Source organism: Streptomyces sp. MP131-18, from assembly GCF_001984575.1.
GTDB classification, from domain to species: Bacteria; Actinomycetota; Actinomycetes; order Streptomycetales; family Streptomycetaceae; genus Streptomyces; species Streptomyces johnsoniae.
In genome coordinates, this window is sequence record NZ_LZNS01000001.1 from 5153580 (window position 1) to 5180449 (window position 26870).

At 72.5% G+C, this 26870-nt stretch carries 26 protein-coding genes; 19 read left to right on the forward strand and 7 right to left on the reverse strand.

Going from position 1 to position 26870, the window contains the following annotated elements:
* Positions 1-109 precede the first annotated feature (109 nt).
* From STBA_RS23365 to STBA_RS23385, 5 genes are all read left to right on the forward strand, one after another.
* Positions 110-1627, forward strand: a complete 1518-nt coding sequence (locus STBA_RS23365; RefSeq protein WP_077061114.1) for an MFS transporter — start codon at positions 110-112, stop codon at positions 1625-1627.
* 173 nt (positions 1628-1800) lie between these two features.
* Complete coding sequence (locus STBA_RS23370; protein WP_077061115.1) at positions 1801-3600, forward strand: DEAD/DEAH box helicase; 1800 nt, start codon at positions 1801-1803, stop codon at positions 3598-3600.
* Positions 3601-3975: 375 nt separating this feature from the next.
* Positions 3976-4620 (forward strand): helix-turn-helix domain-containing protein, encoded by a 645-nt coding sequence (locus STBA_RS23375; RefSeq protein WP_077061116.1) that lies wholly within the window; start codon positions 3976-3978, stop codon positions 4618-4620.
* A gap of 9 nt (positions 4621-4629) precedes the next feature.
* Positions 4630-5457 (forward strand): S16 family serine protease, encoded by an 828-nt coding sequence (locus tag STBA_RS23380; RefSeq protein WP_077061117.1) that lies wholly within the window; start codon positions 4630-4632, stop codon positions 5455-5457.
* 360 nt (positions 5458-5817) lie between these two features.
* On the forward strand, positions 5818-6393 hold the full coding sequence (locus STBA_RS23385) for an Lrp/AsnC family transcriptional regulator (protein WP_077061118.1): 576 nt from the start codon (positions 5818-5820) through the stop codon (positions 6391-6393).
* Here STBA_RS23385 and STBA_RS23390 read toward each other — a convergent pair.
* Entirely contained in the window at positions 6356-6796 is a 441-nt protein-coding gene (locus STBA_RS23390) for an SsgA family sporulation/cell division regulator (RefSeq protein WP_077061119.1), read from the reverse strand. The genes STBA_RS23385 and STBA_RS23390 overlap by 38 nt on opposite strands.
* Before the next feature lie 387 nt (positions 6797-7183).
* Here STBA_RS23390 and STBA_RS23395 point away from each other — a divergent pair, with 387 nt between their 5' ends.
* Together STBA_RS23395 and STBA_RS23400 are read left to right on the forward strand one after the other, a co-directional pair.
* Entirely contained in the window at positions 7184-8824 is a 1641-nt protein-coding gene (locus STBA_RS23395) for an RDD family protein (protein WP_077061120.1), read from the forward strand.
* 78 nt (positions 8825-8902) lie between these two features.
* Positions 8903-9496 (forward strand): RDD family protein, encoded by a 594-nt coding sequence (locus tag STBA_RS23400; RefSeq protein WP_077061121.1) that lies wholly within the window; start codon positions 8903-8905, stop codon positions 9494-9496.
* A gap of 57 nt (positions 9497-9553) precedes the next feature.
* Here STBA_RS23400 and STBA_RS23405 read toward each other — a convergent pair whose 3' ends face one another.
* Positions 9554-9832: a hypothetical protein gene (locus tag STBA_RS23405; protein ID WP_077061122.1), complete on the reverse strand. Its 279-nt coding sequence runs from the start codon at positions 9830-9832 to the stop codon at positions 9554-9556.
* A gap of 290 nt (positions 9833-10122) precedes the next feature.
* On the opposite strand from STBA_RS23405, the gene STBA_RS23410 reads away from it, so the two are divergent.
* Together STBA_RS23410 and STBA_RS23415 are read left to right on the forward strand one after the other, a co-directional pair.
* Complete coding sequence (locus STBA_RS23410; RefSeq protein WP_253194934.1) at positions 10123-12486, forward strand: immune inhibitor A domain-containing protein; 2364 nt, start codon at positions 10123-10125, stop codon at positions 12484-12486.
* 165 nt (positions 12487-12651) lie between these two features.
* Positions 12652-12969: a hypothetical protein gene (locus STBA_RS23415; RefSeq protein WP_077061123.1), complete on the forward strand. Its 318-nt coding sequence runs from the start codon at positions 12652-12654 to the stop codon at positions 12967-12969.
* A gap of 223 nt (positions 12970-13192) precedes the next feature.
* Here STBA_RS23415 and STBA_RS23420 read toward each other — a convergent pair whose 3' ends face one another.
* Both STBA_RS23420 and STBA_RS23425 read right to left on the reverse strand, forming a co-directional pair.
* Positions 13193-13783 carry an isochorismatase family protein gene (locus STBA_RS23420; RefSeq protein WP_077061124.1) on the reverse strand — a complete coding sequence of 197 codons (591 nt, stop codon included), beginning with the start codon at positions 13781-13783 and terminating at the stop codon, positions 13193-13195.
* A gap of 52 nt (positions 13784-13835) precedes the next feature.
* Positions 13836-15185 (reverse strand): nicotinate phosphoribosyltransferase, encoded by a 1350-nt coding sequence (locus STBA_RS23425; RefSeq protein WP_077061125.1) that lies wholly within the window; start codon positions 15183-15185, stop codon positions 13836-13838.
* Positions 15186-15318: 133 nt separating this feature from the next.
* Between STBA_RS23425 and clpS the strand changes: the two genes are divergently transcribed.
* From clpS to STBA_RS23455, 7 genes are all read left to right on the forward strand, one after another.
* The gene (clpS, locus tag STBA_RS23430; protein ID WP_216356040.1) at positions 15319-15606 is read left to right on the forward strand and encodes an ATP-dependent Clp protease adapter ClpS; all 288 of its coding nucleotides are present in this window, start codon (positions 15319-15321) and stop codon (positions 15604-15606) included.
* On the forward strand, positions 15606-16205 hold the full coding sequence (locus tag STBA_RS23435; RefSeq protein WP_077061127.1) for a DUF2017 domain-containing protein: 600 nt from the start codon (positions 15606-15608) through the stop codon (positions 16203-16205). Before clpS ends, STBA_RS23435 begins: the two co-directional genes overlap by 1 nt.
* Positions 16206-16262: 57 nt before the next feature.
* Positions 16263-17846: an alanine/glycine:cation symporter family protein gene (locus STBA_RS23440; RefSeq protein ID WP_077061128.1), complete on the forward strand. Its 1584-nt coding sequence runs from the start codon at positions 16263-16265 to the stop codon at positions 17844-17846.
* 30 nt (positions 17847-17876) lie between these two features.
* Positions 17877-18293 (forward strand): M67 family metallopeptidase, encoded by a 417-nt coding sequence (locus STBA_RS23445; RefSeq protein WP_077061129.1) that lies wholly within the window; start codon positions 17877-17879, stop codon positions 18291-18293.
* Between the two features lie 64 nt (positions 18294-18357).
* Positions 18358-18474 carry a putative leader peptide gene (locus STBA_RS39550; protein WP_311619824.1) on the forward strand — a complete coding sequence of 39 codons (117 nt, stop codon included), beginning with the start codon at positions 18358-18360 and terminating at the stop codon, positions 18472-18474.
* A gap of 53 nt (positions 18475-18527) precedes the next feature.
* Positions 18528-18806, forward strand: a complete 279-nt coding sequence (locus STBA_RS23450; RefSeq protein ID WP_077061130.1) for a MoaD/ThiS family protein — start codon at positions 18528-18530, stop codon at positions 18804-18806.
* Positions 18806-19756, forward strand: a complete 951-nt coding sequence (locus tag STBA_RS23455) for a cysteine synthase (RefSeq protein WP_077061131.1) — start codon at positions 18806-18808, stop codon at positions 19754-19756. The genes STBA_RS23450 and STBA_RS23455 overlap by 1 nt, the downstream gene beginning before the upstream one ends.
* Positions 19757-19789: 33 nt before the next feature.
* Here the strand turns inward: STBA_RS23455 and STBA_RS23460 are convergent, their stop codons facing one another.
* Genes STBA_RS23460 through STBA_RS23470 form a run of 3 tightly spaced genes read right to left on the reverse strand, consistent with a single transcriptional unit; the run spans position 19790 to position 23455 of the window.
* Entirely contained in the window at positions 19790-20605 is an 816-nt protein-coding gene (locus tag STBA_RS23460; RefSeq protein WP_077061132.1) for a DeoR/GlpR family DNA-binding transcription regulator, read from the reverse strand.
* Positions 20605-22017 (reverse strand): SLC13 family permease, encoded by a 1413-nt coding sequence (locus STBA_RS23465; RefSeq protein ID WP_077061133.1) that lies wholly within the window; start codon positions 22015-22017, stop codon positions 20605-20607. Before STBA_RS23465 ends, STBA_RS23460 begins: the two co-directional genes overlap by 1 nt.
* Positions 22018-22027: 10 nt before the next feature.
* The gene (locus STBA_RS23470; RefSeq protein WP_077061134.1) at positions 22028-23455 is read right to left on the reverse strand and encodes a homoserine dehydrogenase; all 1428 of its coding nucleotides are present in this window, start codon (positions 23453-23455) and stop codon (positions 22028-22030) included.
* Between the two features lie 101 nt (positions 23456-23556).
* On the opposite strand from STBA_RS23470, the gene otnK reads away from it, so the two are divergent.
* The 3 genes from otnK (at position 23557) to rodA (ending at position 26835) form a co-directional block, all read left to right on the forward strand.
* Complete coding sequence (gene otnK / locus STBA_RS23475) at positions 23557-24870, forward strand: 3-oxo-tetronate kinase (protein ID WP_077063538.1); 1314 nt, start codon at positions 23557-23559, stop codon at positions 24868-24870.
* Positions 24871-24953: 83 nt separating this feature from the next.
* Entirely contained in the window at positions 24954-25607 is a 654-nt protein-coding gene (locus tag STBA_RS23480) for a class II aldolase/adducin family protein (protein ID WP_077063539.1), read from the forward strand.
* Between the two features lie 31 nt (positions 25608-25638).
* Entirely contained in the window at positions 25639-26835 is a 1197-nt protein-coding gene (gene rodA / locus STBA_RS23485) for a rod shape-determining protein RodA (RefSeq protein ID WP_077061135.1), read from the forward strand.
* The last annotated feature ends 35 nt before the right edge of the window (positions 26836-26870 follow it).

Genomic DNA, 26870 nt, shown 5'->3' on the forward strand with positions numbered 1-26870 from the left:
CCCGGCGCCGGGTGGCACACGGCGGGCGGCGGGACCAGGACCAGCGACCGGGCGGCCACCGACCGCCGGACCATAGGCATGGGCGGGTTTTGCTCCTTACCGTAGCCTCATGAACGAGACCGACGCCTGCGCCGACGCCGGGCCCGGGGCGCCGCCCGCCCGCCCCCCGTCCGACGCCGTGCCGTCCGCGGCATCCGCGGCGGAGGTGCCAGGGGGCGTGCTCGGCGCCCCGTACCGCGCGCTCACCCTCGGCTGCGTCAGCACGATATTGCTGATCGCGTTCGAGGCCATGGCCATCGGAACGGCCATGCCCGCCGCGGCGGAAGCGCTCGACGGGGTCTCGCTCTACGCGTTCGCGTTCTCCGCGTTCTTCACCACGAGCCTGCTCGGCATGGTCGTCTCCGGGCAGTGGTGCGACCGGGCGGGCCCGACCGGCCCCGTGCTCGCCGGGGTGACGGCCTTCTCGGCCGGGCTGCTGGTCTCCGGCACCGCGCAGGCGATGTGGGCGTTCGTGCTGGGGCGCGCCGCCCAGGGCGTGGGCGGCGGCCTGGTCATCGTCGCGCTGTACGTGACGGTCCGCCGCGCCTACCCGGAGCACCTGCGGCCCGCGGCGCTCGCGGCGTTCTCCGCGGCCTGGGTGGTGCCGTCCATGGTCGGGCCCGTGATCGCCGGAACGGTGACGGAACAGTTCGGCTGGCGCTGGGTGTTCCTCGGCATCACCGTGCTGGTCATCCTGCCGGTGATGGTGATGCTGCCCCAACTGCGCAAGCTTGGCGAGCGGAACGGCGAGAGAGGCGGCGAGGGCGGCGGCGAACGGTCGGCCGGCCGGTTCGACGGGCGGCGGCTGCGGCTGGCCGGGGCGGTGTCCGTGGGCGCCGGGCTGCTCCAGTTCGGCGGGCAGGAGCTGCGCTGGCTCTCGCTGGTGCCCGTGGCCCTCGGACTCGCCCTGCTCGCGCCCTCGGCGGTGCGGCTGCTGCCGCGCGGTACGTTCCGCGCCGCGCGCGGCCTGCCGTCGGTGATCGCCCTGCGCGGGCTGATATCGGCGGCGTACCTGTCGTCGCAGAGCTTCGTGCCGCTGATGCTGGTGACCCAGCGCGGCCTGTCGTACACCGAGGCGGGACTCGCGCTCGCCGCCTCCGGCGGGCTGTGGGCCTGCGGCTCGTACACGCAGTCCAGGCCGTGGGCGGAGCCGCACCGGTTCCGGCTGGTGCGCGTCGGCACCGTGCTGATCACCGGCGGTGTGGTGCTCACCCCGCTGGTGCTGATCGACGCGGTGCCCGTGTGGACGCCCGCGCTGACGCTGGCACTCGGCTGCTTCGGCATGGGCCTGGTCACCGCCTCGGTGGGCGTGCTGGTGCTGCGCCTGTCCGCGCCCGAGGCGGCCGGCGGGAACGTGGCGTCCCTCCAGGTGTGCGACAGCCTGGGGAACGTGGTGATGCTGACGACCGTGGGCACGCTGTTCGCCGCGCTCGGCGGGGACGCCTCGGCCGCCGCGCACGACGCCGCCGCGGTGGCCGGGGACACGGCCGTGGGCCCGGGGGCGTTCGTGGCGGTGTACGCGGTGACCGCGAGTGCGGCCCTGCTCGGCACGGTCGTCGGCGGGCGCCTGCGCACGCCGGGGGTGTGAACGAGTCCCGCGCCGCGCCCCGTTCCGGCGCCGCGCCGGTGTTTCCCGTCGGTTTCCCGTCGGCTTCGCGGCCCCTCCCGTCGGCTTCCCGGTGTGAGATGGACCGCAGCGGAGGGGCGGTGGTGCGGCGGTAGGCTGGCGCGGTCGTGCACCGTCCACCCCACCCGGAGACCGTGACCACCACCGCCTCGCCCTCCCCGCATTCCTCCCACCTCTCTCCCGCCTTCCCCGGCCGTGCGCCCTGGGGCACCGCGAGCAAGCTGCGTGCCTGGCAGCAGGCGGCGATGGAGGCGTATCTCCAGGCCCAGCCGCGGGACTTCCTCGCCGTCGCCACCCCGGGCGCGGGCAAGACGACGTTCGCGCTGACGCTGGCCTCCTGGCTGCTGCACCACCACGTCGTGCAGCAGGTGACGGTGGTGGCGCCGACCGAGCACCTGAAGACGCAGTGGGCGGACGCGGCGGCGCGCATAGGGATCAAGCTGGACCCGGACTACAGCGCGGGTCCTGTGGGGCGCGAGTACCACGGGGTCGCGGTGACCTACGCGGGCATCGGTGTCCGGCCGATGCTGCACCGCAACCGCTGCGAGCAGCGCAAGACCCTGGTCATCCTGGACGAGATCCACCACGCCGGGGACTCCAGGTCCTGGGGCGAGGCGTGCCTTGAGGCGTTCGAGCCCGCGACGCGGCGGCTCGCGCTGACGGGGACGCCGTTCCGTTCGGACACCAACCCGATCCCGTTCGTCGCCTACGCGGAGGGCAACGACGGCATCCGCCGTTCGGTCGCCGACTACACGTACGGCTACGGCAACGCGCTGGCCGACGGAGTCGTGCGGCCGGTGATCTTCCTGTCCTACAGCGGCAGCATGCGCTGGCGCACCAAGGCGGGGGACGAGGTGGCCGCGCGGCTCGGCGAGCCGATGACGAAGGACGCCACCTCCCAGGCGTGGCGGACCGCGCTCGACCCGAAGGGCGAGTGGATGCCCGCGGTGCTCGGTGCCGCCGACCGGCGGCTGACCGAGGTCCGCAGAGCCGTGCCGGACGCGGGCGGCCTGGTGATCGCGAGCGACCAGGAGTCGGCCCGCGCCTACGCCCGGCTGATCCGCGAGATCACCGGCGATGCCGCGACCCTGGTGCTGTCGGACGACGGCGGGGCCTCGCGGCGCATCGAGGACTTCCGGGCGTCGCGGGACCGCTGGCTGGTCGCGGTCCGCATGGTGTCGGAGGGCGTGGACGTGCCGCGGCTCGCGGTCGGGGTCTACGCGACGACCATCTCCACACCGCTGTTCTTCGCGCAGGCGGTCGGCCGGTTCGTGCGCTCCCGGCGGCGCGGCGAGACCGCGTCCGTCTTCCTGCCCACCATCCCGTCGCTGCTCGGCTTCGCCCACGAGCTTGAGCTGGAACGCGACCACGTGCTGGACAAGCCGAAGCGGGGCGGCGAGGAGGACCCGTACGGGCCCGAGGCAGATCTGCTGGAGGAGGCGGAGCGGCAGCAGGACGAGCCCGACGGCGAGCAGGACCAACTGCCGTTCGAAGCACTGGAGTCGGAGGCCGTCTTCGACCGGGTGATGTACGACGGCGCCGAGTTCGGCATGCAGGCGCACCCGGGCAGTGACGAGGAGCAGGACTACCTCGGCATTCCCGGGCTGCTCGAACCCGACCAGGTCAGTCTGCTGCTGCGCAAGCGGCAGGCGCGGCAGATCGCGCACAGCCGCCGCAAGCCGGACGAGGAGGCGGACCTGCTCGAACTGCCCGCGGAGCGGCGGCCGGTCATGAGCCACAAGGAGATGCTTGAGCTGCGCCGCGAGCTGAACTCGCTGGTCGGCGCGTACGCCCACCAGTCGGGCAAGCCGCACGGGGTGATCCACACAGAGCTGCGCCGCGCCTGCGGCGGCCCGCCCACCGCCGAGGCGACGGCGGGACAGCTGCGGCAGCGCGTGGCGAAGGTCAAGGAGTGGGCCACGCGCATGCGGTGAGCCATCGGCCGCAGGGATGTTCGTCACATATCGCTCGAAAACCGCCGCTTCCTGCTCGGATTCTGGACAGCCCCTTCCGCTCAGCGGTGCCGCTGGCTAAATTTCCGGTCACGCGTACGCCCGGTGGCAGAGCCGCCCCGGTGCGCATCCGGACTGTGTGACCTGCTACCGCAACCGGCGGCCCGCTCCGCGTGCTGCCGACGGGACCGGCGGCACCGGCCCCTCCGCGTCAGCCGCCGACTCATCGGGATTCCTTCCCGGACTCCCGAGAAGAGAAGGGGGCGCCGTGAGTGACGCACGCCCGGCCTCCGGGCCGCGGACCAGTTTCATCCCCGCCCGGCAGCGAGCCGCCGGGGAAGCGAACGAGGAGGGTGCGTGACCGCGGAAACCTCCCAGACGCTCGACCGGGGGCTGCGTGTCCTCAAACTGCTCGCCGAGACCGACCACGGCCTGACCGTGACCGAGCTGTCCAAACAGCTCGGCGTCAATCGCACCGTCGTCTACCGGCTGCTCGCCACCCTGGAACAGCACTCCCTGGTCCGGCGCGACGCCGGCGGCAGGGCACGCGTCGGCGTGGGCGTGCTCGGCCTAGGCCGGCAGGTCCACCCGCTGGTCAGGGAGGCCGCCCTGCCCGCGCTGCGGGCGCTGGCCGAGGACGTCGGCGCCACCGCCCACCTCACCGTCGTGGACGGCAACGACGCGCTCGCCGTCGCCGTGGTCGAACCCAGCTGGACCGACTACCACGTCGCCTACCGCACCGGCTTCCGGCACGCCCTCGACCGGGGCGCCGCGGGCCGCGCCATCCTCACCGGCCGTTGCAAGGACATCGAGGAGGAGGACGGTTTCGTGCTGACCCAGGGCGAGTTGGAGGCCGGGGCCAGCGGGGCCGCGGCGCCGCTGCCCGCCGGCTGCGGCATCGAGGGCAGCGTCGGGGTGGTCATGCTGAACGAGTCCGTGCCGCCCGAGGTCGGCCCCCGCGTGGTCAGGGCCGCGTCCGAGGTGGCCGCGGTCCTGCGTTAGATTCCCTCCATGCCCGCCGCTCCGACCGCCTCCAAGGCCGCCGCACCGCCCGCCGGAGCCGTGCGCCGTCCGGTGCTGCTCGCCGCCTGCGTCGCGCTCGTCGCGGCCCTGCTCGCGGTCGCGGCGCTGGCCCCGCTGCCGTACTCGGTCACCCGCCCCGGGCCGACCGCGGACGTGCTCGGCGAGCACGACGGCGAGCCGGTGATCACCATCACCGGCGCCCCGGTGCGCGAGCCGGCGGGCGAGCTGCGGATGACCACGATCACCGCGACGTCGCCGGACGCGACGGTGCGGCTGACCGACGTCGTCACCGGCTACTTCTCCGGCGAACGGGCGGTCATGCCGCGCGAGGCGGTCTACCCGGTGGGCGACAGCCGCGAGGAGATCCAGGAGCACAACGCGGGCCAGATGCGCGACTCCCAGCACGCGGCGGTCGCCGCGGCCGTCACCTACCTGGGCCTCGACGAGGACGAGGTGAGCATCGAGCTGAACCTGGCGGACGTCGGCGGCCCGAGCGCGGGCCTGCTGCTCTCGCTCGGAATCGTGGACCTGCTGCGCGGCGACGGCGCGGGCGGCGACCTGACCGACGGGCGCGTCATCGCGGGCACCGGCACCATCGAGCCGGACGGAACGGTCGGCTCGGTGGGCGGCGTTCCGCTGAAGACGCAGGCCGCGCGGCGCGACGGCGCGACCGTCTTCCTCGTGCCGCGCGAGGAGTGCGCGGACGCGACGGCCGAGGCGCCGGACGGGCTGCGGGTGCTGCCCGTGGCCACCCTCGAGGGCGCGGTGGCCGACCTGCGGGCGCTGGCCGCGGGGGAGTCCGTGCCCTCCTGCTGACCCGGCGCCGCGCCCGGAACGTGGGCCGCCCCCGCGAGTGCAGGTCGCGGGGGCGGCTGTGGGGGGTGGTGTTCTTACTGATTCCCCCGACTCGCGTGTTCACGCTCGTTTCCGCCGAGGAGGAGCATGGAAGTTCCCGGGGGGAAATCCCGCAGGCGCGGGGTCTCCCGGTGTGCGTGACGCCCTTCCTGCGCGGACCCGGTGAAGATCCGATGAGGCCGGTGCAGGCCCACCGGGCCGAACGGGCCGACCCCGCTGGCCAATTCTGCGCACGCTGACTGAGCATGGTGTCCAACGCGCCGCGCGCCGCGCCGCCGTTCCTTTCCCGCCCTGCAAGTCCGCCCCGCTAGGAGGCCCGCCATGGCCATCGACGAACTGGACGCCAGGCTGCTCGAACTCCTCGCGCAGGAGCCCCGCATCGGAGTGCTGGAGGCGTCGAGGCGCCTGGGCGTGGCGCGCGGGACCGCGCAGGCGCGGCTGGAGAAGCTGCGCACCGGCGGGGTGATCCGCGGCTTCGGACCGGACGTGGACCCGGCGGCCCTCGGCTTCCCCGTGACCGCCTTCGCGACCCTGGAGATCAAGCAGGGGCAGGGCGAGGAGGTCCGCCGGCACCTCAGCTGCGTGCCCGAAGTGCTCGAACTGCACACCATCACCGGCGAGGGCGACATGCTCTGCCGCCTGGTCGCCCGCTCCAACGCGGACCTCCAGCGCGTCATCGACCGGGTCGTCGGCTTCGACGGCATCCTCAGGTCCGCCACCGCCATCGTCATGGAGAACCCGGTGCCGCTGCGCGTCATGCCACTGGTCAGGCACGCGGCGGGCGCGGCGGGCACGGAGGGTACGGAGGGGAAGCCGGCCGGGCCCGCGGACTCCGGGCGCCCCGCGCGCGAGGGCGGGCTCAGCCGGCCGGCTCCCCCGGCTCGTCGGAGAGCGTGAACAGGGCGCACAGCTCGCCGTCCGACACGTTCATCAGCGCCGGCTCCGTGCCGGGCGGCACCAGCCGCAGCGTGCGCTCGAGCCAGGCCGCGACCGCGGGGGCCGGGGCGTGCAGCAGCGCCTCGCCGTCCGGCGACCTGAGCGCCAGGCAGAGTACGGCGTGGCCCTGCGCCCTGGTCGGCCACACCCGCACGTCGCCCTGCCCGGCGGGCCGGCAGACGCCCTCGACCAGCAGCTCGCGGGCGAACGTCCAGTACACCGGGACATCGGAGCCGATGTGGAAGGTGACGTGCACGGCGTAGGGGTCGTCGGTCCGGTAGAGCAGCCGGGCAGGCACCGGAATGCCGCGCTCCGGCGAGAGCACCAGCTTCAGGTCGAGCTCCCGCTCGATGGTGGTGTACATGCGATATGCCCTCTTCTCTCCTGGATTCCGCTGCGTCCTCGGGGCTTGCGGAAGGAAAGAGGCGCGGGAGGGCGGGTCATTACGCGGGTTGGGCAAACTTTTTCGCAGGAGCCCCCGGGGCCGGCCCGGCGATGCCCCTGGCACGTGCCCGGGGGATCACAGGTGCGATTCCCGTGCGGACCGGCGGCCGGTTACGAGCCGCTGCCAGGAGGAACGGTCCGCCACCGCGCCAACCTTGTCACGGTCACGGCAGGCGGCTCTCGTCCGGCACGGGAGTTGGCTAAGGTCGCTGTCGCGGGACCTTCGGGCAACGAGGGTCCGCGAGCGACGTAACATGCTTAGCCCATAGCGAGAATCGCACTGCACGGACGAGGAGATTCGGTACCGATGAGCTCCCCACCCGCAGGCTCCCCGCCCTCAGGAAGCGCAGGCGGCGGCCCGGGGCCCAACTGGTATCCGGACCCGTCCATTCCCGGCTACATCCGGTACTGGAACGGCACCGCCTGGGTGCCCGGCAGCAGCCGGCCCGAGCCGCGGGAGGGCGAGCCGGTGCCCACGCCGCCGTCCGGGGCGGCGAGCGCCCCGGCCGCCGCACCCGCGGTGCCCGCCGCCCGTGCCGGCGAGACGCAGCCCTTTTTCTTCGACGAGGACCCGCCGCCCGCCGCCGAGCCGGGCGCCGGCTCCGCCCTGGCCCGTTCCGGCGGCGACGCGCTGCCCGAGGTGCGCAGGCGCGGCGACGTGGCCCCGGCCGGCGGTGGCCAGGAGCCGGGCGCCGGCTCCGCCCCGGCCTGGCCCGCGGCGGGCGGTGCCGCGGCGCAGCCTGCCGCAGGGCCTGACACGCCGTCGCAGGACAGCGGGGACCGGCGGGTCACCTGGGGCTCGGACGAGGACGTCAGCACCTCGCCCGTCGCCGCGGCGGGCCGGGTCGACCCCCGCGGGCAGTTCCGGCAGCCCTCGGCCGAGGGCTCCCAGCCGCCCGCGCGGCGGCCGGAGCCGCAGGCCGCGCCCGCGCCCGCGCCGAAGGCGGCGCCCGAGCCGGACGCGAAGGAAGAGACGACGACACTGCGGCGTTCCGACATCGCCGCCGCGGGCGGCTCGTGGGAGCGCCAGGTTCGCGACCTCGCGCAGCAGGCGCCGCCCGGTGCGCCCCAGGGCGCGCCGCCGCGCGCGGTCCCCGCGCAAACCGGTGGTCCCGCGCCGGCCGCCCCGCCGGCCCAGCCGGCCCCGGGGCAGGCCCCGGGTGGCGTGCCGCCGCAGGCGGGCCCGCCTGCGCGGCAGGCCCAGCCGCAGGGGTTCCCGCAGCAGCCGCAGCCCCAGCCGCCGCAGGGCCCGCGGCCCGGGTACGGCTATCCGCCGCAGCAGCAGCCGGGCCCCGGTGGTCCCGGTGCGCCGGGCGGGTACGGTTACCCGCCGCAGCAGCCGCACCACCAGCAGCAACAGCCGCCGCAGGCCCAGCAGTCGCCGTTCCTCCAGTCGCACCAGGGCGAGGCCCTGACGATGGTCAGGCGGTTCCAGACCACGCAGGCGTACCCGGCGAGTCTCGGCCGGCGGCTGATGGCCCGGCTCGTCGACTCGGTGTTCTCCGTCGGCGCCGCCGCGGCCGTCGGCTGGCCGCTGCTCGGCGACGCCCGCGACCACATCGACGAGCAGGTGGACGCGGCGGAGCGGGCCGGTGTCACCGAGACGATCTGGCTGATCGACGGCACCACCGGCGGCTACCTCGCCATGGTCATCGGGGTGTTCCTCGGCGTCGGGCTGCTCTTCGAGGCGCTGCCGACCGCGCTGTGGGCCCGCACGCCCGGCAAGGCGCTGTTCGGCCTGCGGGTGCTCGACCTCCAGCAGCAGGAGAAGCCGGGCTTCGGAGCGGCGCTGCTGCGCTGGCTGGTGTACAGCCTGCTGGGTGTATTGGTGGTCGGCATCGTGAACGTGCTGTGGGCACTGCGCGACCGGCCGTGGCGCCAGTGCTGGCACGACAAGGCGGCGGATACGTTCGTCGCCACGATGAAGGCACCTGGCAGCCAGGACTGACCCGGTCGGCCCAGGCCGGTTGGCCCGATCGTCCCCGCCGGGATGCGGGCCCGCGGGGGCCGGGTTTGACTGGCGCTCATGAGCACCGAGCAGCCGCGACCCGGCCCCGGCGACGAGCCGGAGGGCGGCCCCGCCCCGCATGAGGCGGGGCTGCCCAAGGCCCCTCCGCCGACCGATTCCTACGGCACCAATCCGTATGGCGGGCCGAGTGGCGCCGTCGACCCGCTGGCCGGGATGCCGCCCCTCGCCTCCCTGGGCCGCCGTCTGGTGGCCCGTATCGTCGACGCGCTGATCGTCGGCATCCCCGTTTCGCTCCTTCTGCTGCCGACCATGGACGGCTACGACTTCGACAACGGCGGCAGCGGGAACTATGTGCAGCAGTCGGTCGTGCTGCTGGTCTACTTCGTCTACGACGCCCTGATGCTCAGCGCCCGCGGCCAGACGCTCGGCAAGATGCTGATGCGTGTGCGGGTGGCGATGCTGGACGACGGCGCGGTGCCGCGCGGGAATCCCGCCTGGGCGCGCGCCGCGATCTACTCGCTGCCGCAGCTGCTGCCGTGCATCGGCTTCCTCTTCTGGCTGGTGAACGTCCTGTTCTGCACATGGGACCGGCCCTACCGGCAGTGTCTGCACGACAAGGCGGCGAAGACCGTGGTGGTCTCCGCCGCCTGATCGGTGCGGGATGCCGTTCCCGGGCGCCGTCGTCCGGCCGGTGCCGAACGACAGGGCCTAGACCCGGACGCCCGGCCGTTCCGGCGCGGTGAACGACGACTGGCCGCGCGCCGGTTCGGGCGTGCCGCCGGGTGTGGCCCGGCGGCGTCCGGCCGTGTGCCTGGCCGTGTGCCTGGTGGCCGCCACCGCGACGGCCGCGCCGAGGAGCAGCGCGAGCACAGCGATGAGGACCACCACGGGGCCCGAGGCGGCCGGGGCAAGGAAGAGGGAGAAGAAGGTGATGGAGATGACCGTGGCCGAACCGTAGGCGATCTGCACGGGGGTCGGGTGCGGCATGTCGTTTCCGTCCTCGCAAGGGGTGCTGGCGGCCGTCCGGGAGGGAGGGGGGCAGCTCTCTCGAACGGTTCTACGGGCCTGAGTGCCCGTGCCGGGGCCACGGTAAGCCTGCACCTGACACGGCTCGGGAGCACGGGGGAGCACAGGGGCGCACGGGCTCGGGCCGGAGCAGACCGGTCAAAGACCGTAGTTGGCCCGGAAAACCGAATCAAGGTCTGTCTTTTTCTGTCTCACTCATGTCAAATGCGTCCCGTCACATCACTGCGTGCGCAGGGGAGGACAGGCAACACGTGAACGAGGGAAAACGATCCATAAGATCGAGAACCGCCGCCGTGGCAACAGCCGTTGCGGCCATGGGAGCGGCCGTCCTGGTGCCGGCGGGTGCCGCGCAGGCGCAGCCGCCCGCGGACGTGGACGAAGGCCCGCGGGACGCGCGGGCGTTCGCCGCGTCTCCCGAGCTCGACAACCCGCTGGGTGACAAGCGGGAGGTACAGCGGCAGCAGGCGGCACAGGAGCTGATCTCCGGCCGCGCGGACGCCCGTACCCTGGGCGGCTCCGAGGTGGTGGAGCTGAGCGACGGCGAGTTCGTGGAGACCGCCACCACCGGCACCGACAAGATCTTCACCGTGCTGGTGGAGTTCGGCGACGAGATCGACCCCGAGTTCGGGGGCGACCCGGGCCCGCGGGTCAACGAGATCGCGGAGCCGGACCGGGAGAACGACAACACCACCATCTGGCAGGAGGACTTCGACCGCCAGTACTACGAGGACATCTACTATTCGGAGGACCCCGACGTCCCGTCGGTGAAGCAGTACTTCGAGAGCCAGTCCTCCGGCCGCTACTCGGTGGACGGCCATGTCACCGACTGGGTGCGGGTCGACTACAACGAGGCCAGGTACGGCAACAACGCCTGCGGCTCCAACGTCTGCGCCTCGGTGTGGGACGTCGTCGCCGACGGCGTCAACGCCTGGTACGAGGGGCAGCTCGCGGCGGGCGCGACGCCCGAGGAACTGGCCGCCACGCTCGCCGAGTACGACGTGCAGGACCGCTACGACCACGACGGCGACGGCGACTTCAACGAGCCCGACGGCTACCTGGACCACTTCCAGGTCGTGCACGCGGGCGAGGACGAGTCGGCGGGCGGCGGCGCGCAGGGCGAGGACGCCATCTGGGCGCACCGCTGGTACGCGTTCAACGACCAGATCGGCCACACCGGTCCCGAGAACAACCTGGCCGGCGGCACGCAGATCGCCGACACCGGCCTCTGGGTCGGCGACTACACGATCCAGCCGGAGAACGGCGGAGTCGGCGTGTTCGCGCACGAGTTCGCGCACGACCTGGGGCTGCCCGACCTGTACGACACGCAGGGCGGCGAGAACGGCACCGGCTTCTGGTCGGCGATGTCCTCGGGCTCCTGGCTCGGCCCCGGCGACGGCACGATCGGCGAGCTGCCGAACGACATGGGCCCGTGGGAGAAGTTGCAACTGGGCTGGCTCGACTACGACGTTGCGCAGGCCGCGACCCGTTCGACGCACCGGCTCGGCCCGTCCGCCCTCACCTACCCCGAGGGCGAGGACCGCCGCGAATCGCAGGCCCTGGTGGTCGAACTGCCGGAGAAGACCGTCACCACCGACATCCACCCGCCCGCGGAGGGCGAGGCGCAGTGGTGGAGCGGCTCGGGCGACGACCTGAACAACACCCTGGCGCGCACGGTCGATCTGTCCTCGGCTTCCACGGCCTCGCTCGACCTGAGCGGCTGGTGGAGCATCGAGGAGGGCTACGACTTCCTGTACGCCGAGGCGTCCTCGGACGGCGGCAGCACGTGGACCCCGCTGGACGGCACGGCGGACGGCGAGCCGCTGCCGCGCGACGGCGCGGACCGCCCGACGCTGACCGGGGAGTCGGGCGGCGACGTGGCGCTGTCCTACCCGCTGGACGCCTACGCGGGCGGGACGGTGGACATCCGGTTCCGCTACCAGACGGACGGTTCTGCGACGCAAACCGGCTTCACGGCGGACGAGATCACGGTGACCGCCGACGGCGAGCCGGTCTTCTCGGACAACGCGGAGGACGGCGAGGGCGATTGGGCCGTCGACGGCTTCAGCGTCGTCGGGGCCTCCGTCACGGGCGATTACCCGCAGTACTACCTCGTGGAGAACCGTCAGTACGTCGGCTACGACGACACGCTGCGCACCGGCCCGTACAACTTCGGCTGGGTGACGGACCGGCCCGACTGGGTGGAGCACTTCTCCTACCAGGACGGGATGCTGGTGTGGCTGTGGGACACCTCGCAGTCGGACAACAACACCAGCCAGCACCCGGGCGAAGGGCTCGTTCTGCCGGTCGACGCGCACCCGGAGGCCGACCACTGGTCGGACGGCAGTCTGATGCGCAACCGCATCCAGACCAGGGACGCGTCGTTCAGCAGGGACCGCACGCCGGAGCTGACGCTGCATCAGGAGGGCGAGGCGACGGTGCTGCCCGCGCAGCGCGGGGCGCCGGTCTTCGACGACCGCAGGGGCACGTACTGGGACGAGGCGAACCCGCAGAACAGCGTCGTGGTCCCGGACACCAACACCAAGATCACTCTGGTCCATGAGCCGCGGAACGCGGAGCGGCCGATCACGGTGCGGGTGAGCCCGAGCGGAAGGTGAGAAAACGGTCACTCTCCGTCGATATCTGACGGGTGCTGATCTTATCTGACGCAAAGGTGCAGGTCAGAGCGCATTTCGGCCGCCGCCCTCGACGGGCGGCGGCCGATGGCGTAAGGATGTCGGGGTCCGTTTTACCGCGTCCGGAGTCGATGAGAAGGTGACCCCATGGCCGAAGGAGGCTTCGTCCGGCTGCCCGACGGCAGCGTCGTCGTCGCGCTCGCCCTGCCCCGCCCCGGTGCCCCGGGCCGCGCCGTCCGCGTGCTGGTGCACGCGGCGAACCGCTCGCGCGCCCTGACCCGCCTGCGGAACCTGGGCCTGCGCGCGGCCCACCTGCGGGGGAACGGCGCCCCGCCCACCCCGGACGAGATCTCGGCCGTGCTGTACCACCCCGAGGGCGTCGTCTGGCGCTCGGCCGCGGGGGACGCCACGGAGAGCTGGCATCCGATCACACACCTGCTGGGGCACCGCCGGGCGGCGGCGTGAGACCACGGGACCGCGCCGTGCCCCGTTCGGCCTAGCCGGTCCGCCCAGCCGGTCCGCCTAGGCCCTGTCCGGCCGATCTTGCCGGGCCCGCGACGCCAGCTACGGCACCTCGCTGCGTTACCGAATCGCGCGAATACGGACAGGTATGAGCTGCGATCCGGCGCCTTGCGATGCACCGCATCTGACGCCGCGGGCTTATCCGACAAGATCGACAGGACAGGACCTAGTCGGCGACGACCGGTTTCCCGGCCAGCTCCACGCCGCCCGCCGCCAGCTCGCGCAGCGCCGCGTCCACCGACTCGCGGGCCACCCCGGCCGTCAGGCCGAGCAGGACGCGGGTCTCGAAGCCCTCGGCGGCGGCGTCGAGCGCCGTGGCCCGCACACAGTGGTCGGTGGCGATGCCCACCACGTCGACGGCGTCCACGCCGTGGGCGCGCAGCCAGTCCGCCAGCTTGGTCCCGGCCTCGTCGCTGCCCTCGAAGCCGCTGTACGCGGCCGCGTAGGCGCCCTTGTCGAAGCAGGCGTCGACGGCGCCCGAGCTGACGGCGGGCGCGAAATTCGGGTGGAACCCGGCGCCCTCGGTGCCGGCCACGCAGTGCGTTGGCCAGGAGTGCGCGAAGTCGGGGTGGTCGGAGAAGTGGTCACCGGGCGCGACGTGGTGATCGCGCGTGGCCACCACGTGCCGGTACTCGGCGGTGGCCGCGCCGATCAGGTCCGTGATGGCGGCGGCGACGTCCGCGCCGCCCGCGACGGCGAGACTGCCGCCCTCGCAGAAGTCGTTCTGTACGTCGACGACGATCAATGCGCGGTGCATGGCGGACACACCCTTTCGAAAGCGGCGGACGGGCGGCTGATGAGCAGCGTAGTCACGGAGTGGCCCCCACGTAACGCGTCGGCAGGACCGGCTCGCCGCGGGACAGCTGAGTGGCCGAGAGCGGCAGCCGGCCGCGGGCCTGGGTGTGGCGTTCGCGCGCGGCGTCCAGCGTCTCCCTGGCGACCGCGCGGCCGTCCCGCATCAGCTCCACGGCCACCTGCCGCCCGGCCAGCTCCTCCGGCACCGGGCCCGTGCCGACGACCTCGGCCTCGGCGATGCCCAGCCCGTCGGCGGGCCGTGCGGCCCACTTCCGCCCGCCGACGGACAGCTTGCCGCCCAGCGACTTCTTGGCGACCGGCACCAGCGGCGCGTCCCGCCCCTCGCCGGAGGCGCGGGCGACCAGCTTGTAGACCATCGAGCACGTCGGGTGCCCGCTGCCGGTGACCAGCCGCGTGCCGACGCCGTACGCGTCCACCGGAGCGGCGGCGAGCGAGGCGATGGCGTACTCGTCGAGGTCGCTGGTGACGACGATCCTGGCGTCGTGCGCGCCCAGCTCGTCCAGCTGCTGCCGCACCCGGTGGGCGACGACCAGCAGGTCGCCCGAGTCGATGCGGACGGCGCCCAGCCCGGGCCCCGCGACCTCCACGGCGGTCCTGACGGCCTCGGGCACGTCGTAGGTGTCCACGAGCAGCGTCGTGCCCGCGCCGAGCGAGTCCACCTGGGCGGCGAACGCCTCGCGCTCGGAGTCGTGCAGGAGCGTGAAGGCGTGCGCGCTGGTGCCCGCGGTCGGGATGCCGTAGCGGAACCCGGCGGCCAGGTCGGAGGTGGACGAGAAGCCGCCGATGTACGCGGCGCGCGAGGCCGCGACGGCGGCCAGCTCGTGCGTACGCCGTGCGCCCATCTCGATCAGCGGCCGGCCGTGCGCCGCGACGGCCATCCGGGACGCGGCGGCGGCGACGGCGGAGTCGTGGTTGAGGATCGACAGGATCACCGTCTCCAGCAGTACGCACTCGGCGAACGTGCCCTCGACGGTCATGATCGGCGAGCCGGGGAAGTAGACCTCGCCCTCCGGGTAGCCGTGGATCTCGCCGGCGAACCGGTAGTCGGCGAGCCAGTCCGCGGTCGGCTCGTCGACGACGTCCTGCTCGCGCAGGAAGCCGAGCAGGGCCGGCTCGAAGCGGAAGTTCTCCACGGCGTCGAGCACGCGCCCCGTGCCGGCCACGACGCCGTATCTGCGGCCCTCGGGGAGCCGGCGGGTGAAGACCTCGAAGACGGACCGCCGGTGGGCCGTGCCGGCGCGGAGCGCGGCCTGGAGCATGGTCAGCTCGTACTGGTCGGTGAAGAGCGCGGTCGAGGGCACCGTCACCGGCAGGGCCCCTCCGGCGTCGTTCGTCACATCCATGGCTCCAGCCTACCTCTAATCTCGTCAGTCTGACGATATGGGGGTGGCCGGGCCCCCGCGCGTGCCGTCCGGCCGGGCCGTTTGGGCTTGTGGGCGGGGTAGGTGGCAGCATGGGGGTGTGAGTGCCATCCCCATGGAGATCGAGCGCACGGAGTCGGAGCAGGCGCCCGCCGAGCAGGCGGCGCCGGACGTCCCATGGGTCACGATCGTGCACAACGATCCGGTGAATCTGATGAGTTATGTGACCTACGTGTTCCAGGCCTATTTCGGCTATTCGAAGGACAAGGCCAAAAAGCTCATGCTGGACGTTCATCACAAAGGCCGCGCGATCGTTTCGCAGGGCAGTCGTGAAGAAATGGAGCGGGACGTGCAGGCCATGCACGGGTACGGGCTGTGGGCGACGCTTCAGCAGGATCGCTGATGGCCGGGTATTTCGAGCCGGCCGGAGACGGGGCGGCGATCGCGCTCGACGAGGTCGAGATCTCGATTCTCCGGAGTCTGGCCATGCAGCTGCTGGAGCTGATCGGTCCGGATGGCGGACCGGGGGACAGTGACGATCCGCTGGACGCGCTGTTCCACGAGGGGCCGGACCAGCCGCCGGACGACCCCGCGCTCGCCCGCCTCTTCCCCGACGCCTACGGCGAGCCCGGCCGCGTGCAGGACGAGGAAACCCGGCGGCTGGCCGCCGAGTTCCGCCGTTTCACCGAGGGTGACCTCCGGGCCCGCAAGCGGGGCGACCTGCTCACCGTTGTCCGCAATCTGGACGCCGTTGTCCCAGAGGCCGGTGCGGCGGGCTCGGGCGGCGCGGTGCTGACGCTGAAGCCGGAGGAGTCCAGGCAGTGGCTCGGCGGGCTGAACGATTTGCGTCTCGCCATCGCCTCGCGCCTCGACATCAAGGACGACGACGGCACCGGTGAGCTGTTCGGATTGCCGGACGACGATCCGAACAAGCCGATGGTCATGGCCTACTTCTGGCTGGGCGGTCTCCAGGAATCTCTGGTGGAGACTCTTCTTCCGTGATCTTATGTGATAGGACTATCGACCTTTCCTGTCACAGATCAAGCCAGAGGTCGCACCATGGCAAGCGAAGAATCCTGGACCGACAAGGTCGACGAGGCGGTTAACGACGTCTTCCAACCCATCAGGGACGTTCTGTACGATGCCGTCTTCTACGACGTCAGGATCTTCGACAGCGACTTTCCGCTGATCGTCGGCTGGCTGGTGCTCGCGGGGCTCGTCTTCACCACCTACTTCGGGGTGGTGCAGTTCCGCCACCTCGGCAAGGCGCTCCGCCTGGTGCGCGGCAAGTACGACCAGCCGGACGCCCCCGGCGAGATCAGCCACTTCCAGGCGCTGACCTCGGCCGTCTCCGGCACCGTCGGCCTCGGGAACATCGCGGGTGTCGCCATCGCCGTGTCCATCGGCGGCCCGGGCGCCACGTTCTGGATGGTCATGTGCGGCCTGCTCGGTATGGCCACCAAGTTCGTCGAGTGCACGCTGGGCGTGAAGTACCGGGAGATCGACGAGAACGGCAAGGTCTCCGGCGGCCCCATGCACTACCTGCGCAAGGGACTGGCCGAGCGCGGCCTGCCCGGCCTCGGCAAGGTGCTGGCGCTGCTCTCCGCGGTGATGCTCCTCTTCTTCTCCTTCTTCGGCGGCAACCTCCTCCAGGTCAACCAGAGCCTGGAGCAGCTGGCCACCGCCACCGAGGACCACACCGGCTTCTTCTCCGGCTCGGGCGGCTCCCTGCTGTTCGGCGTGCTGGTCGCCGCGCTGGCCGGCGCGGTGCTGATCGGCGGCATCCGCGCGATCGGCGAGGTCACCAGCCGGCTGGTCCCGTCCATGGCGCTGCTCTACGTCATCGCCTGCCTGATCGTCATCCTCGCCAACGCCGGGGAGGTGCCCGACGCGATCGGCACCATCGTGAGCGAGGCGTTCAACCCCGAAGGCGTCACCGGCGGCCTCATCGGTGCCCTGATCGTCGGCTTCCAGCGCGCCGCGTTCTCCAACGAGGCCGGCATCGGCTCCGCGCCCATCGCCCACTCCGCGGTCAAGACCAAGCGCCCGGCCACCGAGGGGCTGGTCGCCCTCATCGAGCCGTTCCTCGACACGGTGGTCATCTGCACGATGACCGCCCTGACCATCGTCGTGGCGGCCGGACCGGACTACATAGCCGCCCGGGACACCGTGGCCGAGGGCGGTGAGGTGGGCGGAACGACCGTCGGCATCTCCATCACCTCCGACGCGTTCGAGACGGCCCTGCCCTGGTTCCCCGCGGTGCTGACGATCGCCGTCTTCCTCTTCGCGTTCTCCACCATCATCACGTGGGGCTACTACGGGCAGAAGGCGTGGAGCCACCTCTTCGGCGAGGGCGGCACGTCGCTGAACGTGTACCGGGTCATCTTCTGCGTGATCACCGTCGCCGGTGCGCTGCTGTCGCTCGGCACGCTCGTCGACCTGGCGGACGCGTTCCTCTTCTCCGCCGCGGTGTGCAACATCATCGGTCTCTACCTGCTCGCCCCCGTGGTCAAGAAGGAGCTGACGAAGCTCCTCACCTACATGCGCCGGCGCGACGCCGGGGACTCGGACGAGGAGATAGAGGCGGACGAGGCGAACGAGGCCGGCGGCGCCGGCGGAGGCGTCGGCACCCTGGCGAAGTGAGGCGGCGCGGCGGCGTTCTAGGCTGACCGCATGCTGACCATCACGGAGGAGCTGCGCGACAAGATCATCGCGCACGCCCGCGCGGATCACCCCGATGAGGCCTGCGGGGTGATCGCCGGGCCGGCCGGGAGCGACCGGCCCGAACGGTTCATCCCCATGCTGAACGCGGCCCGTTCGCCCACGTTCTACCAGTTCGACTCCGGTGACCTGCTGCGGCTCTACCGGGAGCTGGACGAGCGCGACGAGGACCCGGTGGTCATCTACCACTCGCACACGGCGACCGAGGCGTACCCCTCGCGCACCGACATCGCCTACGCGAACGAGCCACTGGCCCACTACGTGCTGGTCTCCACCGCGGAGAGCGGGAACGAGGAGGGGCCCGTGTCCTTCCGCTCGTTCCGCATCGTGGAAGGAAAGGTCACCGAGGAGGAGGTGCGGTTCAGCTGAGACGGATGTCCGGATGCTGGAACGTTCGCTCGGGGCCGCGGCCGGGAATCGATACGATGAATCCATGGTTGTCCACGACGTGAGCGATGAATGGCCGAGTGGCGGTACACCGCTGCTGGTGGCACGTCTGCACGTCGACCTGTGCCGCCTCGCCGGCTGCCTGTGTACCGCACCTCGTTGATCCGTCGCAGCTGCCCGTTCCGCAACCGCCCGTCCTCAACCAGGAGCCCCCTCATGGCCATCGAGGTCAGCATTCCGACCATCCTCCGCACCTACACCGACGGCCGTAAGGCCGTCTCCGGCAGCGGAGAGACCATCGCCGAGCTGTTCACGGACCTGGAGGCCCGCCACCCGGGCATCAAGGAGCGGCTGGTGGAGGGCGAGGCGCTGCGCCGCTTCGTGAACGTCTACCTGAACGACGAAGACGTCCGCTTCCTGGACGGCATCGCGACCAAGCTGGCGGACGGCGACAAGGTCACCATCCTGCCCGCCGTCGCCGGAGGCATGCGCTGATGCGCTTCGACTCCCCGCTCGCGGCGGTCGGGAACACCCCACTGGTCCGGCTGCCGCGGCTCTCGCCCAGCGAGTCCGTACGGATCTGGGCGAAGCTGGAGGACCGGAACCCGACCGGGTCGGTCAAGGACCGTCCGGCGCTGTTCATGATCGAGCAGGCCGAGAAGGACGGGCGGCTCACGCCCGGCTGCACGATTCTGGAGCCCACCTCCGGCAACACCGGCATCTCGCTGGCGATGGCGGCCCGGCTGAAGGGCTACCGCATCGTCTGCGTCATGCCGGAGAACACCTCGTCCGAGCGCCGCGAGCTGCTGGCCATGTGGGGCGCGGAGATCATCTCCTCGCCCGCGGCCGGCGGCTCCAACACGGCGGTCAGAGTGGCCAAGGAGCTGGCCGCCGAGCATCCCGACTGGGTGATGCTCTACCAGTACGGCAACCCGGACAACGCCGGTGCCCACTACGCCACCACCGGCCCCGAGATCCTTGCCGACCTGCCCTCCCTGACCCACTTCGTGGCCGGCCTCGGCACCACCGGCACGCTGATGGGCGTCGGCCGGTACCTGCGCGAGCAGCGCCCCGGCGTCCAGATCGTCGCGGCCGAGCCGCGTTACGACGATCTGGTGTACGGGCTGCGCAACCTGGACGAGGGCTTCGTGCCAGAGCTGTACGACGAGTCGGTGCTCACCTCGCGCTTCTCCGTCGGCTCCGCCGACGCGGTCGCCCGCACCCGCGAACTCCTCGCCGAGGAAGGCATCTTCGCCGGTGTCTCCACCGGCGCCGCGCTGCACGCGGCGATCGGCGTCGGAGGCCGCGCGGCGAAGGCGGAGCAGGCCGCGGACATCGTCTTCGTCGTCGCCGACGGCGGCTGGAAGTACCTTTCCACCGGCATCTACACCGCGTCCTCCACGGAGGAGGCGGTCGCCCGCCTCCACGGCCAGCTCTGGGCCTGAAACGGCCCCAGGCCGGGGAGGGTCAGGGCAGAGTCAGGGCTTCGGAGCGCGTTCCTCATCGGTCCCGGCTTTCGCGAACGACGTCTCGACGCCTCGTTCGTGCAGGGCGGTGCGAACGGACGGGGGGAGGCCCGCGTCCGTGATCAGGGTGTCGAAGCCGGTCAGGTCCGCCACCCGGTACATGCCGAACGTGCCGTACTTGACGCTCCCCGCCAGCAGGACGGAACGCGACGCGGACCGCATCGCGGCCTGTTTGACCTCGACCTTGGCCGCCGAGGGGGTGGTCACCCCGTGCGTCAGGTCCCAGGAGCTGGTCGACACGAAGGCCACGTCCAGCGCGAGCTGACCGAGGGTCAGGGCCGCGAGGCGGCCGACCGCCGAGCGGTTGGCGTGCTCTATCCGGCCACCGCTGTGGATGACTTCGATGTCCGGGTTCCCCATGAGGGCGTTGGCCGTGGTGAAGTCGTTGGTCACCACGGTCATTCCCTGGTGCCTGACCAGGTGCGGCACCAGCGCCTGGCAGGTGGTGCCGGCGTCGAGGTAGACGGTGGTGTTGTCGTTGAGCAGCCCCGCGGCCCGTTCGGCGATGGCCAGCTTGGCCGGCTGATCCATCGTCGACTTGTCGATGAAGCTGGGCTCCTCGTGCAGCTGCCCCGCGATCCGCACGCCGCCGGGCACGGACACCGCCCGGCCCTGGCGTTCCAGCGTGGCGATGTCGCGGCGCACCGTCATGTGGGAGACGCCGAGCATCTCGGTCAGCTGATGCACACTCAGCACCGCGTGCCCGCGCAGCAGCTTGATGAGCAACTCCCTGCGCTGGTCCGGGATCAGCGGAGTCTCGTCGGCCATCACACCAGTCCGAACCCGTAGAGGACGTAGAGCACCGCGAAGCCGGTGACCCCGGAGAGCGCGGAGGCCACGCCGATGGAACGGATGCCCTGCCCGACCGTCATGTTGGACAGCGTCGTGGTCACCCAGAAACCCGACGAGTTCGCATGCTTCATGATCTGCGCTCCCGTACCGCACGCCAAGTAGATCGCCAGGCCCGAGATGTCCAGGCTCCCCGCGAGCGGCTCCATGATGGCCGCCGCCGTCATCACCCCGAGGATATTGGAGCCGGTGATCGTGCAGATGGCCGCGGCCACCAGGAAGGGCACGATGATCGGGGACAGGCCCCAGTCCTGGATGATGTCGGCCACGCTGTCGGCCACCTCGGTCTCCCGGATGATCGTGGCGAGCGCGCCGCCGACCCCGGTGAGCGCCAGGGGCAGCGCGGCGAGCCGCAGGCCCGCCTCGAAGAGGTCGTTCAGCGTCTCCTTGCTGCTCCAGCGCCGGCCGAAGAGGGGCAGCGCCGCGAGGCAGCCGAGGAACAGGGCGATGACCGGCTCGCCGAGGAAGGCCAGCACGCCGCCGAATCCGGACTCCTCGCCCACCATGTCGACCACGAACGAGTCGCACATGATCAGCACGATCGGCAGGAAGACGGGGATCAGGGACAGCGAAAGCGGCGCGCGCGGCGCGTCGTTCCCGGCCGCGTCGTTCCCGGCCGCGGCGGAGCCGGTGCCCGGGGAGCCGGTGCCCGGGGAGCCGGTGCCGCCCGCGGCGGACGCGGACGGGGCGAGGTGGTCGGTGAATTCGGCCTTCGGGGCGACGTAGGTCTTGATGGTCAGCAGGTAGAGCGTCGCGACGACGATGCCGGGCACGGCGACCAGCAGGCCGAAGAGCGTCGCCCGCCCGAGGTCGACACCGAGCAGCGACGTGGCGGCCAGGGGGCCAGGTCCTGGCGGCACCAGCGAGGTCATCACGTACGCGCCGAGGTAGAGGATCGGGCCGAGCCGCATCATCGACATCTTGCTCTGGAACGCGATGGCGGAGACCACCGGGATGAGCATGAGGACGACGGTGTCGGCGATCAGCGGGATGCCGACGACGGAGGAGGCCACGGCGATGGCCCAGGGCACCTTCCGGCCGGAGAACCAGCGCAGCGCCTCCTCGGTGATCCGCAGGGCCGCGCCGCCGAGTTCCAGCATCTTGCCGAGCACGCAGCCGAAGATGACCAGCAGTCCGACGCTGGCCATCGTCGAGCCGAAGCCCTCGGTGACCAGCTCGACCGTCTTCGCGCCGCCCATGCCGAGCACGAGGCTGAGCGAGGTGACGATGACGAACAGCGTGGCGACCGGATGGACCTTGAATTTGGCGATCATCAGCACCAGAACGGCGATCGCCGCGCCGAACGCGATGAGCGTGTAGGCGTCGGACATGACGGACCTCTTAGTTCAGTGATGTCGGGGACGTCGGGGACGTCGGGGATGTGGCGGACGGGGCGGGCAGCGCGCGGCCGGTGTGCCAGGCCGCCAGCAGGTCGCGGTCGTGGCCGTCGAGGTCGGCGAGCGTGAGCAGCTGCCCGGCCGGAACGTCGCGCCGGAGCGTGGCGTGGGCGGCCAGGTAGAACGGAGCGGTGTCCTCGGGCGCGTCGGCGGCGGTCAGCAGCACGGGGTCGACGCCCGTGACCTCGTGGTGGTGCCCGCCCATGGCGAGCACGGTGCCCGCGGCCAGGTCGCGGTCCGCCCGGCCGGCGAGCACGGCGTGCTGCCGCGGCGCACGCGGGCCGGCGGCCCGCCCGTGCCGCACGGCGTCCAGCAGGGTGAGCGGGGTCTCCACGCCCATCAGGTGGTAGGGCAGGTAGAGGCAGGCGTAGCGTCCGTCGCGGCTGACCACGTGGCCCTTCTGCGCGAGCGTGCGCCAGGTCTCCGGGTCGTGCGTTCGGACGACGGCGAACACCCCGCCCGCGAAGCTGGCCTCGCCCGGCAGGCGCAGCATGCTGAACACGTCGACGGCACCGGGGCGGGCGAGCAGGCCGCCGTGTTCCCGCAGCGCGTACACGTCGGCCAGTTCGGCCGGACGGGCCACCGGGTAGTGCATGCGTTCGGTGTCGGGGGTGCAGCCGGTGCCGGACGCGACGACGGCCATCTCGCAGTAGTCGGCCGCGGCGCGGCGCTTCAGCGGCGCGACGGCCCGCGCGCGGGCGGCGAGGGTGGCGCGGACGTCGTCGCCGAGCGTCAGCAGCTCGCCGAGCGCGGGCGCGGGCACGGTGTCGCCGAGCTGGGTGACGGTGCCGGTGTCGGGGTCGAAGACGAGGTCGTACTCGCCGGACTTGCCGATGGCCACGACGTCGAGGCCCAGGGCGCACGTCCGCGTGAACCAGGCGATGAGGTTGGCGGGCTGGTCCCCCGCGGCCGGGGTGTAGACGAGCCCGCGGCGGCGGGCGAGGTCGGCCAGGGCGACCCCGGCGACCGAGTCGACCTCCTTGCTCACCATGGCCACGTGCCGCCCGCCGTCGAGGGCGGCGCGCGCGGCCCGGTGGCCGACGGCCGGGCTGCCGGTGGCCTCGACGAGAACGTCGTACTCGGCGTCGGCCAGCAGCGCCACGTCCGTGACGACGGCGATGCGGCCCCGGGCGCGGGCGGCGCGCACCTCGGCCGCGTCGCCCGCGGTGACGAGCGCCTCGCGGGGGAAGCCGAGGTCGGCGCACAGCGCCAGCACCCCGGCCGCGTCGAGGTCGCACAGCACGGCGGGCTCAAGGCCGGGCAGGGCCCGGGTCTGGGCCAGCAGCGTGCGGGCGAAACCGCCTCGTGCGCCGGTCAGCGCGTAGGTGACGGGGCGGTCGGCCGGCCGCTCACCGGAGGTAGGTGCGTTCATGAAGCGCGAACGTAACGCCAATTAACACCAGCGTCAACTTTGATAACATCGATTCACAGAAATGGTCCGGAGGCTCCGAATGGAAAGGCAAGGTGACCGGCATGGTCAGGTGGGGCGGCGTGGCCGACGACTTCACCGGTGCCACCGATCTCGCGGCGAACTGGGTGGCCCGCGGTCTGCGGACCAGCGTCTCCCTCGGCGTGCCCGAGGCGGATCAGCTGCCGCGTCTTGCGGCGATGGACGCGGTGGTCGTCGCTCTGAAGACCCGCACGGCGCCGGTCGCCGACGCCGTCGGGCAGAGCCTGGCGGCGCTCGACGCGCTGCGCGGGCTCGGGTGCACGCGGTTCTACGACAAGTACTGCTCCACGTTCGACTCCACCCCGCGGGGCAATATCGGCCCGGTCGGTGACGCGCTGATGGCCGCGCTCGACGCGGACGTGGCGGTCGTGGTCCCGTCCTTCCCGGCCAACGGGCGCACCGTCTACCACCGCCAGCTGTTCGTCGGCGACCGGCCGCTCGGCGAGAGCTCGATGCGCCACCACCCGCTGACGCCCATGACCGATTCCGATGTGGTCCGGCTGCTCACCCCGCAGACCGTCAACCGGGTGGTGTCCGTGCCGCTGCCCGTGGTGCGCGGCGGGCCTGATGCCCTGCGCGGCGCGCTGCGCGCGGCCGGCGGCGAGGGCCGCGCCTACGCCGTGGTCGACGCCGTCGACGACGCCGACCTGGCGTGTATCGCGCGGGCCACGGCCGATCATGTCCTGGTCACCGGCGGTTCCGGGCTCGCGCTCGGGCTGCCGCGGGGCGACGGTGACGCCTCCGCGGCCATGCCGGTGGAGCCGGGTTTCCGGGCCGTGCTCTCGGGCAGCGCCTCGGCCGCCACCCGCCGCCAGCTCGCCGCGGCCCGCGGCTCGGTCGCCGCCCGCAAGCTGGACCTGGCCGCGCTCAGGACGGACCCGGCGGGCGAGGTCGCGCGGCTCACCCGGTGGGCCCGCGAACGGTGGTCGGCCGCGCCCGACGCCCCCGTCCTGGTCCACTCCGTCGACGAGGCGGACGGCCCGGACGACCCGAACAGCACGAACAGCACGAACGGCCCGGTCGGCCAGGACGGCCGGGACGCCGCACCGCCCGGCGGGCGGCCGGCCGCCGAGCTGGTCGAGGAGGCGCTCGCCGCCTGCGCCGTCGCGTTCGCGGCGGTCGGGGCCCGGCAGTTCATCGTCGCCGGCGGCGAGACCTCCGGGAGCGTCGTCCAGGCCCTCGGCGTGCGGCGCCTCGACCTCGGGCCCGCGCTCGCGCCCGGGGTCTCGTGGGCGCACGGCGCCGCCGCGGACGGCCGTGCCTACAACCTCGCCCTGAAGTCGGGGAACTTCGGGCGGCAGGACATCTTCACCAGCGGCTGGGAGGCCATCTCGTGAGCAAGGCCGGGACGAACGGGCCCGCTGCCCCGTCGGGGACGGCGGCGGAGGGCACGCGCGACGGAAGCGATCCGCTCGCGGAGCTGGTGGCGGCGGGGCGTGAGCTGGCCGCCGCCGGGCTGAGCCCCGGGGCGTCGGGCAACCTCAGCGTGCGCGTCGGCGACCGGGTGTTCATCACGCCGACCGGCGCGCGCCTGGCCGACCTGACCCCCGACCGGCTCGCCGTGCTCGGCCTCGGTGCGGACCCCGTTCACGTGGCGGGCCCGCCGCCGTCCAAGGAGTTCCCGCTGCACCTCGCATTCTACCTGCGGGACCCGGCGGCCGGCGCGGTCGCCCACCTGCACAGCGCGCACGCCGCCGCCTACTCGTGCCTGCCGCCCTGGTCGGAGCGCAGCGCGGTGCCGCCGCTGACCCCGTACTTCGTGATGCGGGTGGGCCAGACGCCGCTGATCCCCTACGCCGCGCCGGGCGACGCCGGGCAGGCCGAGCGCCTGCGGTCACTGGACTTCCCGTTCCGCGCGGCCCTGCTCCAGAACCACGGCCCGATCACCGCGGGCCCCTCGCTCGCGTCCGCGGTGGACGCCGTGGTCGAGCTGGAGGAGGTCAGCCGCCTGCTGCTGCTCCTGAACGGGACGGCTCCGCGGCACCTCACGCACGGGGAGGCGGCCGAGCTGGCCCGGCGGTACGGATCGCCGTGGGACGTCCCCGGGGAGGCGGCCGGGCGCGCGTCACGGTGAGTGTCAGTGCGGGCACGTAGAGTCTGTTCGCGTGACCGTGCGCAGCTACTCCCGTTCCCCCTTGGGCGCCGAGCAGACCGTCTGGACCAGGATCACCGCCAGGGACTCCCTGGCCAGACGGCTCGACTGGCCCCTGCTGCTCTCGGCCGTCTCGCTCTCGCTGCTCGGCACGCTGCTGGTGTACTCGGCCACCCGCGGGCGCATGGATCTGAACAGCGGGGAGCCCGAGTACTTCCTGGTCCGCCACTTCTTCAACGTGTGCATCGGCGGCGGGCTCGCCGCGGTCACGGTCTGGCTCGGCCACATCCGGCTGCGCACGGCCGTGCCCGCGCTGTACGTGCTGTCCGTGCTGCTGTCCCTGCTGGTGCTCAGCCCGGTGGGCTCCACGGTCAACGGCTCGCGCAGCTGGATCCAGCTGGGCGGCGGTTTCGCCTTCCAGCCCTCGGAGCTGGTCAAGGTCGGCGTCGTGCTGGCCATGTCGACGCTGCTCGCCGCGCCGCTGGAGAGTGACGGGCGGCTGCGCCCGGACACCAGGGCGGTGCTCCAGGCGCTGCTCATCGCCGCGCTGCCGGCCGTGCTGATCATGCTCTCGCCCGACGTCGGCCAGACGATGGTGCTCGCCTCGATCGCGCTGGGCGTGCTCCTCGCCTCGGGCGCGGGGCGCCGGTGGGTGCTCGGCCTGCTCGGGCTCGGCGTGGCCGGGGCCCTGGCGGTCTGGCAGCTCGGCCTCCTCGACGAGTACCAGATCAACCGGTTCGCGGCCTTCGCCAATCCGGCCCTCGACCCCTCGGGCGTCGGGTACAACACCAACCAGGCGCGCATCGCGATCGGTTCGGGCGGGCTGACCGGGCAGGGCCTGTTCCACGGGAGCCAGACGACCGGGCAGTTCGTGCCCGAGCAGCACACGGACTTCATCTTCACCGTGGCGGGCGAGGAGCTGGGTTTCCTGGGCGCGGGGCTCGTGGTGGTGCTGATCGGCGTCGTGCTGTGGCGCGGCTGCCGGATCGCGGCGCAGGCCCCCGATCTGTACGGCACGATCCTGGCCGTCGGCATCGTGACGTGGATCGCGTTCCAGAGCTTTCAGAACATGGGCATGGCGCTGGGGATCATGCCCGTCACGGGCCTGCCGCTGCCGTTCCTGTCCTACGGCGGCTCGTCCATGTTCGCCATCTGGATCGCCGTGGGTCTGCTGCTCGCCATTCGTATTCGTTCCCGCAGCAAAATGTGACCGGGAATGCGGTCGCGGCATGATCGACCGCTTTC

Bases quoted from the DNA above. Each gene is read 5' to 3' on its own strand.
- STBA_RS23365 (WP_077061114.1), top strand. From the start codon at position 110: ATGAACGAGACCGACGCCTGCGCCGACGCCGGGCCCGGGGCGCCGCCC.
- STBA_RS23380 (WP_077061117.1), top strand. From the start codon at position 4,630: ATGCCCGCCGCTCCGACCGCCTCCAAGGCCGCCGCACCGCCCGCCGGA.
- STBA_RS23385 (WP_077061118.1), top strand. From the start codon at position 5,818: ATGGCCATCGACGAACTGGACGCCAGGCTGCTCGAACTCCTCGCGCAG.
- STBA_RS23390 (WP_077061119.1), bottom strand. From the start codon at position 6,796: ATGTACACCACCATCGAGCGGGAGCTCGACCTGAAGCTGGTGCTCTCG.
- STBA_RS23395 (WP_077061120.1), top strand. From the start codon at position 7,184: ATGAGCTCCCCACCCGCAGGCTCCCCGCCCTCAGGAAGCGCAGGCGGC.
- STBA_RS23400 (WP_077061121.1), top strand. From the start codon at position 8,903: ATGAGCACCGAGCAGCCGCGACCCGGCCCCGGCGACGAGCCGGAGGGC.
- STBA_RS23405 (WP_077061122.1), bottom strand. From the start codon at position 9,832: ATGCCGCACCCGACCCCCGTGCAGATCGCCTACGGTTCGGCCACGGTC.
- STBA_RS23415 (WP_077061123.1), top strand. From the start codon at position 12,652: ATGGCCGAAGGAGGCTTCGTCCGGCTGCCCGACGGCAGCGTCGTCGTC.
- STBA_RS23420 (WP_077061124.1), bottom strand. From the start codon at position 13,783: ATGCACCGCGCATTGATCGTCGTCGACGTACAGAACGACTTCTGCGAG.
- STBA_RS23425 (WP_077061125.1), bottom strand. From the start codon at position 15,185: ATGGATGTGACGAACGACGCCGGAGGGGCCCTGCCGGTGACGGTGCCC.
- clpS (WP_216356040.1), top strand. From the start codon at position 15,319: ATGGAGATCGAGCGCACGGAGTCGGAGCAGGCGCCCGCCGAGCAGGCG.
- STBA_RS23435 (WP_077061127.1), top strand. From the start codon at position 15,606: ATGGCCGGGTATTTCGAGCCGGCCGGAGACGGGGCGGCGATCGCGCTC.
- STBA_RS23440 (WP_077061128.1), top strand. From the start codon at position 16,263: ATGGCAAGCGAAGAATCCTGGACCGACAAGGTCGACGAGGCGGTTAAC.
- STBA_RS23445 (WP_077061129.1), top strand. From the start codon at position 17,877: ATGCTGACCATCACGGAGGAGCTGCGCGACAAGATCATCGCGCACGCC.
- STBA_RS39550 (WP_311619824.1), top strand. From the start codon at position 18,358: ATGGTTGTCCACGACGTGAGCGATGAATGGCCGAGTGGCGGTACACCG.
- STBA_RS23450 (WP_077061130.1), top strand. From the start codon at position 18,528: ATGGCCATCGAGGTCAGCATTCCGACCATCCTCCGCACCTACACCGAC.
- STBA_RS23455 (WP_077061131.1), top strand. From the start codon at position 18,806: ATGCGCTTCGACTCCCCGCTCGCGGCGGTCGGGAACACCCCACTGGTC.
- STBA_RS23460 (WP_077061132.1), bottom strand. From the start codon at position 20,605: ATGGCCGACGAGACTCCGCTGATCCCGGACCAGCGCAGGGAGTTGCTC.
- STBA_RS23465 (WP_077061133.1), bottom strand. From the start codon at position 22,017: ATGTCCGACGCCTACACGCTCATCGCGTTCGGCGCGGCGATCGCCGTT.
- STBA_RS23470 (WP_077061134.1), bottom strand. From the start codon at position 23,455: ATGAACGCACCTACCTCCGGTGAGCGGCCGGCCGACCGCCCCGTCACC.
- otnK (WP_077063538.1), top strand. From the start codon at position 23,557: ATGGTCAGGTGGGGCGGCGTGGCCGACGACTTCACCGGTGCCACCGAT.